This window comes from Williamsia muralis (assembly GCF_051487485.1).
Classification (GTDB): Bacteria; Actinomycetota; Actinomycetes; order Mycobacteriales; family Mycobacteriaceae; genus Williamsia; species Williamsia muralis_B.
Genome location: NZ_JAHVCV010000009.1, coordinates 141,692 through 155,744 on the forward strand (window position 1 = coordinate 141,692; position 14,053 = coordinate 155,744).

Annotated in this window: 11 protein-coding genes, 1 tRNA gene and 1 pseudogene; 9 read left to right on the forward strand and 4 right to left on the reverse strand. The window is 64.7% G+C overall.

The window, feature by feature from the left end; genetic code table 11:
* Position 1 precedes the first annotated feature (1 nt).
* From nuoF to nuoN, 9 genes and pseudogenes are all read left to right on the forward strand, one after another.
* The gene (gene nuoF / locus KXR83_RS22435) at positions 2-1,321 is read left to right on the forward strand and encodes an NADH-quinone oxidoreductase subunit NuoF (protein ID WP_437426737.1); all 1,320 of its coding nucleotides are present in this window, start codon (positions 2-4) and stop codon (positions 1,319-1,321) included.
* Complete coding sequence (locus KXR83_RS22440; RefSeq protein WP_437426738.1) at positions 1,318-3,729, forward strand: NADH-quinone oxidoreductase subunit G; 2,412 nt, start codon at positions 1,318-1,320, stop codon at positions 3,727-3,729. The genes nuoF and KXR83_RS22440 overlap by 4 nt, the downstream gene beginning before the upstream one ends.
* Positions 3,726-4,961: pseudogene (gene nuoH / locus KXR83_RS22445) on the forward strand (NADH-quinone oxidoreductase subunit NuoH); the annotation flags it as partial. The gene KXR83_RS22440 and the pseudogene nuoH, both read left to right, overlap by 4 nt.
* A gap of 100 nt (positions 4,962-5,061) precedes the next feature.
* Positions 5,062-5,586: an NADH-quinone oxidoreductase subunit NuoI gene (gene nuoI / locus KXR83_RS22450; RefSeq protein ID WP_437426739.1), complete on the forward strand. Its 525-nt coding sequence runs from the start codon at positions 5,062-5,064 to the stop codon at positions 5,584-5,586.
* Positions 5,583-6,398, forward strand: a complete 816-nt coding sequence (locus tag KXR83_RS22455; protein ID WP_437426740.1) for an NADH-quinone oxidoreductase subunit J — start codon at positions 5,583-5,585, stop codon at positions 6,396-6,398. The genes nuoI and KXR83_RS22455 overlap by 4 nt, the downstream gene beginning before the upstream one ends.
* Positions 6,395-6,694 carry an NADH-quinone oxidoreductase subunit NuoK gene (gene nuoK, locus KXR83_RS22460; RefSeq protein WP_023956647.1) on the forward strand — a complete coding sequence of 100 codons (300 nt, stop codon included), beginning with the start codon at positions 6,395-6,397 and terminating at the stop codon, positions 6,692-6,694. Before KXR83_RS22455 ends, nuoK begins: the two co-directional genes overlap by 4 nt.
* A gap of 7 nt (positions 6,695-6,701) precedes the next feature.
* Positions 6,702-8,597: an NADH-quinone oxidoreductase subunit L gene (nuoL, locus tag KXR83_RS22465; protein WP_437426741.1), complete on the forward strand. Its 1,896-nt coding sequence runs from the start codon at positions 6,702-6,704 to the stop codon at positions 8,595-8,597.
* The gene (locus tag KXR83_RS22470) at positions 8,594-10,162 is read left to right on the forward strand and encodes an NADH-quinone oxidoreductase subunit M (protein ID WP_437426742.1); all 1,569 of its coding nucleotides are present in this window, start codon (positions 8,594-8,596) and stop codon (positions 10,160-10,162) included. The genes nuoL and KXR83_RS22470 overlap by 4 nt, the downstream gene beginning before the upstream one ends.
* Positions 10,159-11,772: an NADH-quinone oxidoreductase subunit NuoN gene (nuoN, locus tag KXR83_RS22475; protein ID WP_437426743.1), complete on the forward strand. Its 1,614-nt coding sequence runs from the start codon at positions 10,159-10,161 to the stop codon at positions 11,770-11,772. Before KXR83_RS22470 ends, nuoN begins: the two co-directional genes overlap by 4 nt.
* A 94-nt stretch (positions 11,773-11,866) precedes the next feature.
* Here the strand turns inward: nuoN and KXR83_RS22480 are convergent, their stop codons facing one another.
* The 4 genes from KXR83_RS22480 to KXR83_RS22495 form a co-directional block, all read right to left on the reverse strand.
* Entirely contained in the window at positions 11,867-12,892 is a 1,026-nt protein-coding gene (locus tag KXR83_RS22480) for a GAF domain-containing protein (protein WP_437426744.1), read from the reverse strand.
* 176 nt (positions 12,893-13,068) lie between these two features.
* Positions 13,069-13,159: transfer RNA gene (locus KXR83_RS22485), tRNA-Ser, on the reverse strand.
* Between the two features lie 89 nt (positions 13,160-13,248).
* Complete coding sequence (locus KXR83_RS22490; RefSeq protein ID WP_023956656.1) at positions 13,249-13,458, reverse strand: CsbD family protein; 210 nt, start codon at positions 13,456-13,458, stop codon at positions 13,249-13,251.
* A gap of 133 nt (positions 13,459-13,591) precedes the next feature.
* On the reverse strand, positions 13,592-14,050 hold the full coding sequence (locus tag KXR83_RS22495; RefSeq protein WP_437426745.1) for a nucleoside deaminase: 459 nt from the start codon (positions 14,048-14,050) through the stop codon (positions 13,592-13,594).
* Between the last annotated feature and the right edge of the window lie 3 nt (positions 14,051-14,053).

Consider the following 14,053-nt stretch of genomic DNA (forward strand, 5'->3'; position numbering starts at 1 on the left):
GATGCCGCTGACACCGGTCCTGAGCCGTTACTGGGACGAGCCCGAATCCTGGACGCTCGACACCTACCGCGAACACGAGGGCTACCAGGCACTTTCGAAGGCACTGGCGATGGAACCCGACACGGTCATCGCCACGATCAAGGAGTCGGGCCTGCGAGGACGAGGAGGAGCCGGATTCCCCACCGGGATGAAGTGGTCGTTCATTCCCCAGGGCGACGGCAAACCCCACTACCTCGTGGTCAACGCCGACGAATCCGAACCGGGTACCTGCAAGGACATGCCACTCCTCCTCGCCACCCCACACGTGCTGATCGAGGGGATCATCATCGCCGCGTACGCCATTCGCGCAGCACACGCTTTCATCTACGTGCGCGGCGAGGTGGTTCCGGTGCTGCGCCGACTGCACAACGCCGTCGCCGAGGCATACGCCGCCGGGTATCTCGGCGACAACATCCTCGGCAGTGGTTTCCATCTCGACGTGGTGGTGCACGCGGGCGCCGGCGCCTACATCTGCGGTGAGGAGACCGCGTTGCTCGATTCTCTGGAGGGTCGCCGCGGACAACCGCGTCTGCGTCCACCGTTCCCCGCCGTCGCGGGCCTCTACGCCAGCCCCACCGTGGTCAACAATGTCGAGTCCATCGCCAGCGTGCCGCCGATCATCCAGTACGGCAACGAGTGGTTCCGATCGATGGGGAGTGAGAAGTCGCCGGGGTTCACCCTGTACTCGCTGTCCGGCCATGTGACACAACCGGGACAGTACGAGGCACCGTTGGGCATCACTTTGCGCGAGCTGCTCGACTACGCAGGCGGTGTCCGCGCCGGACACCAACTCAAGTTCTGGACCCCCGGCGGCTCGTCCACCCCGATCTTCACCGATGAGCATCTCGACGTCGCCCTGGACTACGAAGGCGTCAGTGCAGCCGGATCGATGCTGGGCACCAAGGCCTTACAGATCTTCGACGAGACCACCTGCATCGTCCGCGCGGTTTTGCGATGGACCGAGTTCTATGCCCACGAGTCCTGTGGAAAGTGCACTCCCTGCCGCGAGGGCACCTATTGGCTGGTGCAGATTCTCCGAAATCTGGAGGACGGCGACGGTTCCGAAGCCGACCTGGACAAACTCCTCGACATCTCCGACAGCATTCTCGGCAAGTCGTTCTGCGCTCTCGGTGACGGTGCAGCCAGCCCGATCATGTCGTCCCTCAAATATTTCCGTGACGAGTACGTGGCCCATGCCGAACATGGCGGGTGCCCGTTCGATCCGGCGCGAGCAACGCTGTTCGCGTCAGCAGGTTCTCCCATGAACGCAGGTGCGCGATGACGGCCGTCGACAATAGCCCGGCGTCGGGGGGCTCGGCGGCCCTCGATCTCGTGACGATCACCATCGATGGCGTCGAGCTCAGTGTGCCCAAGGGCACCTTGGTGATTCGCGCCGCTGAACTGATCGGCGTACAGATCCCGCGGTTCTGCGACCACCCCCTGCTCGAACCGGTCGGGGCATGCAGGCAATGCCTGGTAGAGGTGGAGGGCCAACGCAAACCCCTCGCCTCCTGTACCACCACGGCAACCGAGGGCATGGTCGTGCGCACGCAGATCACCTCGCCGATTGCGGAGAAGGCCCAGCGTGGGGTGATGGAACTGCTCCTGATCAACCACCCGCTCGATTGCCCGGTGTGCGACAAGGGCGGTGAGTGCCCGCTCCAGAACCAGGCGATGTCCACCGGGCGGGCGGAGTCTCGCTTCGAAGGGGTCAAACGTACCTTCCCCAAACCGATTCCACTGTCGAGCGAGGTGCTGCTCGACCGCGAGCGGTGCGTGCTGTGCGCACGATGCACCCGGTTTTCCGAACAAATCGCCGGCGATCCGTTCATCGATCTCCTCGAACGAGGAGCACAGCAACAGGTGGGGATCGCGGCAGACGAACCGTTCGAGTCCTATTTCTCGGGCAACACCGTGCAGATCTGTCCGGTGGGCGCATTGACGGGTGCGGCGTATCGCTTTCGTGCCCGGCCGTTCGACCTCGTCTCCAGCCCCAGCGTCTGTGAGCACTGCGCAAGCGGTTGCGCACAGCGCACCGATCATCGGCGGGGCAAGGTGATGCGCCGACTGGCCGGGGACGACCCAGAGGTGAACGAAGAGTGGAACTGCGACAAAGGCCGCTGGGCGTTCACGTATGCCACTGCTCGCGATCGCATCACCACACCTCTCATCCGCGACGCGGACGGTGAGTTGGTACCGGCATCCTGGTCACATGCGCTGGACATCGCCGCACGCGGACTGCGCGCGGCCCGCGGTCGGGCCGGGGTTCTCGTCGGTGGACGCGCCACCGTCGAGGACGCGTACGCCTACGCCAAGTTCGCCCGAACCGGGCTGCACACCAACAACATCGACTTCCGTAGCCGCGACCATTCGGTCGAGGAAGCACAGTTCCTGGCGGCCCACGTGGCCGGACGGCTCCTGGACGTCACCTACACCGACCTCGAGAACGCGCCCACGGTGCTACTCGCCGGATTCGAACCCGAAGAGGAATCGCCGATCGTGTTCCTTCGACTGCGCAAAGCGGTGCGCACGAAGGGAATGGTGGTGCAGGCCATCGCGCCCTATCGCAGCCGCGGCCTGGAGAAGCTGTCTGCCAGGGTGATCCCGGTGATACCGGGCGACGAACCCGCTGCACTCACCGCGCTGACCGACTCGGCTCCCCTCGCCCGGCCGGGCTCCATCATCGTGGTCGGCGAACGCCTCGCGTCGGTTCGCGGCGCACTGTCGGCAGCGGTCGCTCTTTCCCGCGCGACCGGCGCCAGGCTCGCGTGGATCCCCCGCAGAGCCGGTGACCGTGGCGCACTGGAAGTCGGTGCGCTGCCCGGTCTTCTGCCGGGCGGGCGACCCGTGGCCGACCCCGAGGCCCGCGCAGAGCTCGCACCCGTGTGGGGTCCGGATCTGCCGCAGGAACCCGGCTTGGACACCGGTCAGATCTTGGCTGCGGCGGGTACCGGGTCCCTGGGGGTGCTGCTCGTGGGCGGTGTCGAACTCGACGACCTTCCCGACCCTGACGCCGCGCGCTCCGCACTGGACTCCGCGCCCTTCGTCGTGAGTTTGGAAGTGCGGACCAGCGATGTCACAGATCGCGCCGACGTGGTGTTCCCGGTGGCACCGGTGGTCGAGAAGAGCGGCACTTTCGTGGACTGGGAGGGACGCCCCAGATCGTTCGCAACCGCGCTGCCCGCCACCGACTCGATGCCCGATCTCCGCGTCCTCGATGCAATCGCGCGGCAGATGGGTATGGATCTCGGGCTCCCCGACCCCGGCAGGGCCCGAGCTGAGCTGGCCGGTCTCGGCGCCTGGTCGGGTGCCGGCGCCCCAGCGCCCGACACCGCTGCGGCAGAACTGCCCGCAGCTCGGCGTGGCGAGGCCATCCTGACCGGCTGGCGCTTGTTGCTCGACTCCGGTCGTCTACAAGACGGTGAGCCCCACCTCGCGGGTACCGCTCGGCGACCGGTGGCACGCATGTCGACGGCCACCGCTGTCGAGAACGGCCTCGCCGCAGACGATCTCGTCACGGTGAGCACGGACCGTGGGGCCATCACTCTCCCTGTGGACATCGTCGACATGCCAGATCGGGTGGTCTGGCTGCCGCTCAATTCACCGGGCAGCCAGGTATATGCCGAACTCGGGCCGGCGATCGGCAGCATCGTGAAGGTGTACCGAGCGGACGCAGGGGTACGGCCATGAACGACTTGTCCGAGTTCGGCCACGACCCCTGGTGGCTCATCGTCGCCAAAGCACTGATCGTCTTCATCTTTCTGCTGCTCACCACACTGGTCGCCATTCTCGCCGAACGAAAGGTGATGGCGTGGATGCAAACCCGCGTCGGACCCAACCGTGTCGGGCCCATGGGGTTGCTGCAGAGCCTGGCCGACGGTGTGAAGCTCGCCCTCAAAGAAGGCATCATTCCCCGCGGAATCGACAAGCCGATCTATCTGCTCGCACCGATCATCGCCGTCATCCCGGCCATCATGGCGTTTGCCGTGATCCCGTTCGGACCGGTGGTGTCGGTGTTCGGTCACCGGACCCCACTCCAATTGACCGATCTGCCGGTGGCCGTGCTGTACATCCTCGCCGTCACCTCGGTGGGTGTGTACGGCATCGTTCTCGCCGGATGGGCCTCGGGCTCAACGTATCCACTACTCGGGGGCTTGCGCTCCACGGCTCAGGTCATCTCGTACGAGATCGCGATGGGTTTGACGTTCGCGGCGGTCTTCCTCCATGCCGGCACCATGTCCACGTCGGGGATAGTCAACGGCCAAGTCGACACCTGGTACGTCTTTCTCCTCCTGCCCTCGTTTGTCGTCTATGTGTTCTCGATGGTCGGCGAGACCAACCGGGCGCCGTTCGACCTCCCCGAGGCAGAAGGCGAACTGGTCGGCGGCTTCCACACCGAGTACTCATCGCTGCGTTTCGCGATGTTCATGCTCGCGGAGTACATCAACATGGCCACAGTGTCGGCCCTCGCCGCAACGATGTTCCTCGGCGGATGGCATGCGCCGTGGCCCCTTTCGATCTGGGATGGCGCCAACTCCGGCTGGGTCCCACTGATCTGGTTCGTCGCCAAGGTCTGGGGTTTCCTCTTCTTCTTCATCTGGCTGCGGGCCACGCTGCCGCGCCTGCGTTACGACCAGTTCATGACGCTGGGGTGGAAGATCCTCATCCCGGTGTCACTCGGATGGGTCATGGTCGTCGCAACCATCCGCGCCCTGCGCGTCGAGGGCCACGACATCGATTCGGTGGTCGACGTCATCGCCGGTGTGGTCTTCGCGATCGCCTTGCTGGCTGTGTTCTGGGTGATGAGTCGCTCCAAGCGGCGCCGAGCCGGTGAGGCGAACGCGGGTCCCGACCTTTCCGCACCATTCGACCCCATGGCCGGAGGATTCCCGGTGCCGCCACTGACCGGGCAGAGCCGGCCCGGCCATGCGTCGCGGGGACACACCGGATCCGCATTACCGGCCACAACACGTTCGGAGCCGACACAGGCCTCGCAACCCGTTCCGATGAAGGAGAGCAGCGATGCGTAATCCGCTTGAACCACTTGCCGGTTTCGGGGTCACGTTCTCGTCGATGTTCAAGAAGAACAACACCGAGTTGTATCCGGAGGAGAAGGCTCCGACGGCGGCGCGGTATCACGGGCGGCACCAGCTCAACCGCTACGCCGACGGACTCGAGAAGTGCATCGGCTGCGAGCTGTGCGCCTGGGCGTGCCCTGCCGACGCGATCTACGTCGAGGGTGCGGACAACACTGACGAGCAACGCTTCTCACCCGGTGAGCGGTACGGCAGCGTCTACCAGATCAACTACCTACGCTGCATCGGATGCGGGCTGTGCATCGAAGCATGCCCCACCCGGGCCCTCACGATGACAAACGAGTACGAGATGGCCGACGACAACCGGGCCGACCTCATCTACGGCAAGGACAAACTCCTCGCCCCGCTCGAACCGGGTATGGAGTCACCGCCCCACCCGATGCAACCGGGCAGCACCGACGAGGACTACTACCGCGGCTCGGTGATCGCCACAAACGAAGTGCCGCAATGAACCCGGCATGGGCAGCTGAGTCGCTCACCCGTACGTCGACGGGCGAGGCGGTCCAGTTCTGGGTACTCGGCACTGTCGCCGTCCTGGGCGCGCTGGGTGTGGTGTGCGCGACCAAGGCCGTGTACTCGGCGGTGTTCCTAGCCATGACGATGATCATCGTTGCGGTCTTCTACATCGCGCAGGGCGCGCTGTTCCTGGGTGTGGCCCAGATCGTCGTCTACACCGGCGCGGTGATGATGCTGTTCCTGTTCGTTCTCATGCTGGTCGGGGTGGACTCGTCCGATTCACTGGTCGAGACACTGCGTGGACAACGACTCGGCGCCATCTGTGCCGGGCTCGGATTCGGGATCCTGCTGATCGCGGGGATCGGAAGTGCCACGGTCACAGCCTTTGCCGGTGTCGACGACTCGACGACGGTGGTGTCGGACCGTTCACCGGCGACCGCGACCGGAGGCAATGTCGAGGGACTCGCCGAGCTGATCTTCGTCCGGTACCTGTGGGCGTTCGAGCTCACCGGTGCGTTGCTCATCACCGCGACCATCGGAGCGATGGTGCTGGCCCACCGCGAACGCCTCGGCGATCGGGACAATCAGCGTGAGCTCTCCATCCGACGTTTCCGCGAAGCCGGGCGCCGCACCCCTCTGCCGAATCCCGGTGTCTACGCCCGGCACAACGCCGTCGACATGCCGGCCCTGCTACCCGACGGCTCGTTCTCCGACTTGTCGGTGAGTGATGTTCTCGAACCCCGGGATCCGACAGGCCCTAACCTCGGATCAGCCAAGTCGGATCGCGCCGGCAGGTGGCGGTCATGAATCCCGAGAACTACCTGTACGTCTCGGCTCTGCTGTTCACGATCGGGGCATCCGGCGTCCTGATCCGCCGCAATGCGGTGGTCGTGTTCATGTGCGTGGAACTGATGCTCAACGCCTGCAATCTGGCCTTCGTCACCTTCGCCCGGATGCACGGCAACCTGGACGGCCAGGTCATAGCCTTCTTCACCATGGTTGTCGCGGCCACCGAAGTTGTTGTGGGACTGGCTATCATCATGACCATTTTCCGGACCCGCCACTCGGCCTCGGTCGACGATGCCGACCTGCTGAAGCTATGAGACACGGATGAACACAACCATCTGGATCCTGCCGGCGCTCCCGCTCGCCGGGTCGATCGTGTTGCTGCTCGCCGGCAGGCGCACCGACCCGTGGGGTCATCTGCTCGGCTCTCTCATGGCAATCGCCTCTTTCGTCTACGGGTTGGTGCTGTTCACCGACATGCTCGGACGCCCCGAAGACGAACGCGCCCTATACGAAAACCTCTTCACCTGGGTGCCCGTCGGTGAGCTGCGGGTGGACTTCGGTCTGCAACTGGACCAGCTGTCGATGTGTTTTGTCCTGCTGATCACCGGTGTGGGCTCGCTCATCCACATCTACTCCATCAGCTACATGGCAGACGATCCCGACCGCCGGCGATTCTTCGCCTACCTCAACCTCTTTCTGGCAGCCATGCTCCTGCTTGTCCTCGCCGACAACTACCTCGGTCTCTACCTCGGATGGGAGGGCGTCGGACTTGCCTCCTACCTGTTGATCGGATTCTGGCATCAGCGTCCGTCGGCGGCCGCAGCCGCGAAGAAGGCATTTGTGGTCAATCGCGTCGGCGACATGGGTCTTGCCATCGGGATGATGATCATGTTCGCGACATTCGGGTCGGTGGGCTTCGCCGAGGTGTTCGCCGGAGCCGACGAGGCCGGTGAGACAGTACTGACCTTCCTCGGCCTGATGTTGCTGCTCGCCGCGTGTGGCAAATCGGCGCAGGTGCCGCTGCAATCGTGGCTCGGGGATGCCATGGAGGGCCCCACCCCGGTGTCCGCGCTCATCCACGCCGCCACCATGGTGACCGCGGGCGTCTACCTCATCACCCGGTCGGGCCCCATTTTCGACCTGGCGCCGGGAGCCCAGCTGGCGGTGGTGATCGTCGGCGCGGTCACGCTCTTGTTCGGCGCGATCATCGGCTGCGCCAAGGACGACATCAAGAAGGCGCTCGCGGCCTCCACCATGAGCCAGATCGGTTACATGGTGCTCGCCGCCGGACTGGGGCCGGCCGGATATGCCTTCGCCATCATGCATCTCATCACACACGGTTTCTTCAAGGCCGGTCTGTTCCTCGGCGCCGGGTCGGTGATGCATGCGATGAACGACGAGACCGACATGCGCCGTTTCGGCGGCTTGCGTGCGCTGATGCCGATCACCTTCGTCACCTTTGGGTTCGGCTATCTGGCCATCATCGGAATTCCGCCGTTCGCAGGCTTCTTCTCCAAGGACAAGATCATCGAAACAGCTTGGGCAGCAGGTGGTGTGAAAGGCGTGATCCTGGGCATCGTCACCGTGCTCGGTGCCGGTATCACCGCGTTCTACATGACTCGCGTGATGCTGATGACCTTCTTCGGCACGAAACGCTGGCCGGCTGACACCCACGGGGCGCCGGCGCACCCACACGAGTCCCCTGCCTTGATGACCGGACCGATGATCCTGCTGGCCCTCGGATCCGTTTTTGCCGGTGGGTTCTTGGCGTTCGGTGGTTCACTGCAGCACTGGCTCGAACCGGTGGTCGGTGAGCACCACGACGAGCTGCCAGTTCCCATCTGGGTGATCACCGCCGGCACCCTCGCAGTGGTACTGGCCGGCGTCGCCGTGGCCTGGCGGCAGTACGCCAGACGCGACATCCCCGTTGTCGCACCGAAGGGACGCGCGCTCACCGCCGCAGCCCGCCGCGACCTCTACGGCGACGCATTCAACGAGGCAGCGTTCATGCGACCTGGCCAGAAGCTCACCGGCGCACTGGGGTCGGCGGACTCGAAAGGCGTTGACGGCTTGGTGAACGGACTCGCCGGCGCCGTCGGCGCCACATCCACGCTGGTTCGGAAAGTGCAGACCGGATACGTCCGGTCGTACGCGTTGTCGATGTTCGCCGGAGGCGCCCTGTTGGTCGCCATGATGATGTTGGTGAGGGTGTGGTGAACGAGATCCCCTGGCTGACACTGTTGTGGGTGGTACCGGCGATCGGTGCGGTTGTCATCTTGATGCTGCCTCCTCGACTACGAGTGGTCGCCAAAAGGGCAGCGCTGGCAACGTCTGTAGGGGTGCTCGCTCTCGCCATTGTGTTGGCGGTCCGCTTCGATCCCGGTGGTGATCAATACCAGTTCGTCGAATCACGTTCGTGGATACCTGCTTTCGGGACCCGGTACGAACTCGGCATCGACGGCATCGCGCTGGCGCTCGTGGTGTTGACCGCCGTGTTGCTCCCCCTCCTCCTCCTGGCCGGATGGAACGACGCCGACGCCGACCGACGGCGTGCAACCCATCGCTACGTGGCACTGATGTTGCTGGTCGAGGCCATGGTCATGGTGTCGTTCACCGCGCTCGACATCTTCCTCTTCTACATCTTCTTCGAAGCCATGCTGATCCCGATGTACTTCCTCATCGCCGGTTTCGGTGCGACAGAACAGGTCCCGGGCCAGCGGTCGCGGGCGGCGGTGAAGTTCTTGCTGTACAACCTCGCCGGGGGCCTGGTCATGCTGGCCGCGGTGATCGGCCTGTACGTGGTGACCGCCGACCAGGGCGGCGGTACGTTCGACTTCCGCGAGATCGTCTCGGCCGTCTCCTCCGGCTCACTGGACATCGACCCGACTGTCGGCAAAGCCTTGTTCCTGGGCTTCATGTTCGCCTTTGCGGTGAAGGCACCGCTGTGGCCGCTGCACACATGGCTCCCGGATGCGGCAGTACAGGCCACCCCTGCCGGCGCGGTGCTGATGATGGCCGTGGTGGACAAGGTGGGCACCTTCGCGATGCTCCGGTACTGCGTGCAGTTGTTCCCCGATGCGACACGGTATTTCACCCCGTTGATCGTCACGCTGGCGGTCATCGGGATCATCTACGGCGCCATCCTCGCGATCGGCCAGACCGACCTGATGCGACTGATCGCCTACACCTCGATCTCCCACTTCGGCTTCATCATCCTGGGCATCTTCGCACTCACCAGTCAGGGACAGTCCGGCTCCACGCTCTACATGGTGAATCACGGCATCGCCACCGCGGCACTGATGTTGATCGCCGGGTTCCTGGTGTCGCGGCGCGGATCACGGGCCATCGCCGATTTCGGCGGGGTCCAGAAAGTCGCACCACTGCTGGCCGGCACTTTCCTGGTGGCGGGACTGGCGACTCTGTCGCTTCCCGGGCTGGGTCCGTTTGTCAGCGAGTTCCTGGTCTTGATCGGCACTTTCACCCGCTACCCGGTGGCGGCCGTCTGCGCCTCGGTGGCTCTGGTGCTCGCCGCGATATACGTGCTGTGGATGTACCAGCGGGTAATGACCGGCCCCGTGAACAAGGGCACCGAGCGCCTCACCGATCTGCACAGCCGTGAAAAATTGGTGGTGGCGCCCCTTCTGGCGCTGCTGCTGGCGCTGGGCATCTATCCCGCACCGGTGCTCGACGTCATCGATCCAGCCGTGGGCCATACCCTCACCGTCATCGACGAGCGTGACCCCGCACCGGCTGTTGCCGAGCCCGATGGAGGTGAACGATGAACGGTTGGGCGCTGAACACTGCCCAAGACGTGCTGCCTGCGCCGTCGATCGAATACGCACAACTCTCACCGATGTTGATCGTGTTCGCGGTGGCGGTGGCCGCGGTCCTGGTCGAGGCGTTTGCACCCGATCGATTCCGGTACGCATTGCAGCTTCTCCTGAGCGTCGGCGGCCTGGTGGCCGCATTCATAGCTGTTGTGGCACTGGCCGGTACACGCGAATCGGTGGCGGTCGGTGCCGTGGCGGTCGACGGCCCGGCTCTGTTCATGCAAGGCACGATCTTGGTGGTGTCGGCGTTGTCCATCCCCCTCATCGCCCAGCGCACCATGGCGGGCGTGACCGTCGGCGCCGGGGTGGGCGCGGCCGCCGGTGGCCGGGTGAAGTCCCTGGACGCGTTCACCTCCGCTGCGTCCACCGTGCCGGGCAGCGAGCCGGAACGACGAGCGACCACTGCCGGACTCGCGCAGACCGAAGTGTTCCCCCTCATGCTGTTCGCGGTCGGCGGCATGCTGTTGTTCCCCGCGGCCGACGACCTGCTGACGATGTTCGTGGCGCTCGAAGTACTGTCGCTGCCGTTGTATCTGATGTGCGGCCTTGCGCGTCGTCGCCGGCTGCTCTCGCAGGAAGCGGCGCTGAAGTACTTTCTGCTGGGCGCCTTTTCATCGGCGTTTTTCCTCTTCGGGGCGGCGTTCCTCTACGGCTACGCCGGGTCGGTCGACTTCCCGGAGATCGCCGCAGCCATCGACGCCGAGAACGGTGACAGGACGCTGGCATTGATCGGGGCGGCTTTGGTCTCGATCGGCTTGCTGTTCAAAATCGGTGCGGTGCCGTTTCACTACTGGGTCCCGGACGTCTACCAGGGGGCGCCCACGCCCATCACCGCCTTCATGGCCGCAGCCACCAAGGTCGCCGCGTTCGGTGCGATGCTGAGATTGTTCTATGTGGCCCTGCCCGGTTTGAAAGACGAGTGGCGTCCGGTGTTGTGGGCGGTTGCGATCCTGACGATGGTCGTTGCCTCCGTCGCTGCGATCACCCAGACCGACATGAAGCGCATGCTCGCGTATTCCTCTGTGGCGCATGCCGGTTTCATCCTCACCGGTGTTGTCGCCATCAACCGTGCAGGACTGTCGTCCACGATGTTCTACCTCGTCGCCTATGGTTTCAGCACCGTCGGCGCATTTGCCGTGGTGACCCTGGTGCGGGACCGGGCAGGCGAGGTCGGCGAGATGTCGCGGTGGGCGGGTCTGGGACGGCAGTCACCGCTGGTGGCCGGGACTTTCGCGTTGTTCCTACTCGCGTTCGCCGGCATCCCGCTGACGAGTGGCTTCGTCAGCAAGTTCGCGGTGTTTCAGGCGGCCGCGTCCGGCGGCGCCGTTCCGCTGGTGATCGTCGGGGTGCTCAGCAGCGCAATCGCCGTGGTGTTCTACGTCCGGGTCATCGTGCTGATGTTCTTCTCCGAACCACCAGTCGACAACACCCCCACCGTTGTCGTGCCGAACACCGCGACCACCTTTGTCATCGGTCTCGGGGCTGTCGCGACCATCGCCCTCGGCATCTTTCCTCAACCGCTCCTCGACCTCGTAGATCAGGCTGCGGTCTTTCTGAGTTGAAGTCGCGTCCGAGCCCACGCAGGTGCAGGCTTTCCGTGCGTACGCAGGTGTTGCAACGCCTGTTTTTGTACACAAACCCGGCAGGGATTCGCCTTCACCCCTTGCCTTCTCGACTCGCTGACTCCACCCGCATCAGCCCGTGCCCGTTCGACCCTGCGGTCGCGGCCGTGAGGGTGATGCGTGCGCCGTGCCATGGCCCCTCCGAAAACCGCACTCGGACCACGTATTCGGCCCGGGGTACACGCTCGGTCGCCACCGCGATCCGGGCGTCCATGACCGTCGACATGTCGTCGGGATGGAACTCCGCGTTCTGCGTGGCCCATTGATCCAGCGGGGCAGGTGGCTCGGTCAGCCATTCGGTGACGATGCCCGTCGCGAAGTCGACATGCCCGATGCCCCACGCCCCGTCCACCAGCCGCGCGACCACCCGGGCCGTCCGGCGGTTGTAGGCGGCGGCCGAGCTGGGTTCGCGCACGTCGGTGATGTCGTGGACGATTCCCCGCAACTCCCAAGTGTCGTCGCGGCTTCTGACGGCGCGCATGGTCATGTACACCTGGGTCAGATCCCCATCGTCACGGCGGATGGTGATGTCGCTGTCGAATGCTTCACCGTCTGTGATGCTTCCCGACATGATGTCGGCCACATACGTGCCGAGTTCGCCCTCACGGGGGAACGCCTCGAAGTACTTGAACACCTCGGGGCTCACCCGCGTCGTCTGCGGATCGGTGATGCCGAGGATCTCGGTCTCGATGGTCGGCCCATGATGGGTCACCTGTGTTGCCGGATCCCAGAGGAACGCTCCGACGAGCCGGCGGGGTGGCGGCAGCTCGTGCTCGAGGCCAACCCACACCTGCACGCCGTACACACTGCCCGCGGGCCCTTCGACGGGGTGCGCGACCATCATCAGCGATTCGTTCTTGTCGGCGGAGAACACTCGGCGAACACTGCTCCGCGAGTCGGCCACTTCGCCGACCATCGTGAGCAATGCCGCAGTCACCTGGGGACTGCGGAGATTGTCGCGCCGGCGGATCGACGAATAGCGCCGTGGCCTCACCCTGTCGAACACGAGGGTGGGCTCTCCGTTGCCCATGCACTCGATGAGAATCCAGCCGTGACCCATGGAACCCCCCACACACAAGAAATCGCTGTCATGCCGCACCACCGCTGCGACGGTTACCCCGGTTACCCCGGTTACCGATTACACCCCACCATCTCGGTGCGACCTCATGCGGAACCATCGGACTCGATACAACACAGAAACAGCCCCTCACCTGGATCAGGTGAGGGGCTGTTCGCTGGCGGTGGCGGAGGGATTTGAACCCTCGGTACGGGGTAACCGTACACAGCATTTCGAGTGCTGCACCTTCGGCCGCTCGGACACGCCACCGCCGAAAACTGTACCGCAGGGCCGGGCTGAGCCAACAATCCGCTGGTCAGTCCGGCTGTGCAGACAGCCTTCGGCGGTATGAGCGGCTCTTAGTGGCCGGTCAGCTTGTCTTTGAGGTTGTCAACGCCACCCTTGACGGCGTCAGCAGCGTCAGAAACCTTCTGCTTCGCGCCGGCACTGGCTTGATCGCCCTTGCCTTCGTTCTTGAGGTCGTGGTCGTTGGTCAGGCTCCCTGCGGCTTCTTTCCCGCGGCCCTTGAGATCTTCGGCCTTGTTCTTGGCATCGTCGGATACAGCCATGGATCCTCCTAGTTGACTCGATCTGTGACCAAGGTGCATCACACGCGACTGTCGCGTGGTGGAGGGGTACCCACTGCGCTCGGTTTCAACCCGACAACCCAGGAGTTCCAAGATCAGCGCGTCGTCAATGCCCTTACGAGGGTCGTTGACCAGCGAAGAACTCGCGCAGGACTGCGGCACAATCGTCGGCGCGTACACCGCCGCGCACCTGAGGACGGTGGACGTTGCGTCGGTCTCGCACCACGTCCCACAAGGAGCCCACGGCCCCGGTCTTCGGTTCCCACGCACCGAACACCAACCGATCGAGTCTGGCCAGGGTGATGGCGCCCGCGCACATGGTGCACGGCTCGAGGGTCACGGCGATGGTGCAACCCGTGAGCCGCCATCCGTCGCCGACCACTTCGACCGCTTTTCGGATGGCGAGGATCTCGGCGTGTGCGGTGGGGTCGGAGGTCGCCTCGCGTGCGTTAGCAGCCTGCGCGATGGCAGTGCCGCCGGAATCGAAGATGACGGCGCCCACGGGCACATCTCTGGGGTCGGCTCCAGCTGCGGCCGCCAGTGCCGTCTCAATCATCTGCTCATCGGTACCCATGCC

What these genes read in the sequence shown, in the direction of transcription:
- nuoF (WP_437426737.1), top strand. Translation starts at nt 2, where the DNA reads ATGCCGCTGACACCGGTCCTGAGCCGTTACTGGGACGAGCCCGAATCC.
- KXR83_RS22440 (WP_437426738.1), top strand. Translation starts at nt 1,318, where the DNA reads ATGACGGCCGTCGACAATAGCCCGGCGTCGGGGGGCTCGGCGGCCCTC.
- nuoI (WP_437426739.1), top strand. Translation starts at nt 5,062, where the DNA reads ATGCGTAATCCGCTTGAACCACTTGCCGGTTTCGGGGTCACGTTCTCG.
- KXR83_RS22455 (WP_437426740.1), top strand. Translation starts at nt 5,583, where the DNA reads ATGAACCCGGCATGGGCAGCTGAGTCGCTCACCCGTACGTCGACGGGC.
- nuoK (WP_023956647.1), top strand. Translation starts at nt 6,395, where the DNA reads ATGAATCCCGAGAACTACCTGTACGTCTCGGCTCTGCTGTTCACGATC.
- nuoL (WP_437426741.1), top strand. Translation starts at nt 6,702, where the DNA reads ATGAACACAACCATCTGGATCCTGCCGGCGCTCCCGCTCGCCGGGTCG.
- nuoN (WP_437426743.1), top strand. Translation starts at nt 10,159, where the DNA reads ATGAACGGTTGGGCGCTGAACACTGCCCAAGACGTGCTGCCTGCGCCG.
- KXR83_RS22480 (WP_437426744.1), bottom strand. Translation starts at nt 12,892, where the DNA reads ATGGGTCACGGCTGGATTCTCATCGAGTGCATGGGCAACGGAGAGCCC.
- KXR83_RS22490 (WP_023956656.1), bottom strand. Translation starts at nt 13,458, where the DNA reads ATGGCTGTATCCGACGATGCCAAGAACAAGGCCGAAGATCTCAAGGGC.
- KXR83_RS22495 (WP_437426745.1), bottom strand. Translation starts at nt 14,050, where the DNA reads ATGGGTACCGATGAGCAGATGATTGAGACGGCACTGGCGGCCGCAGCT.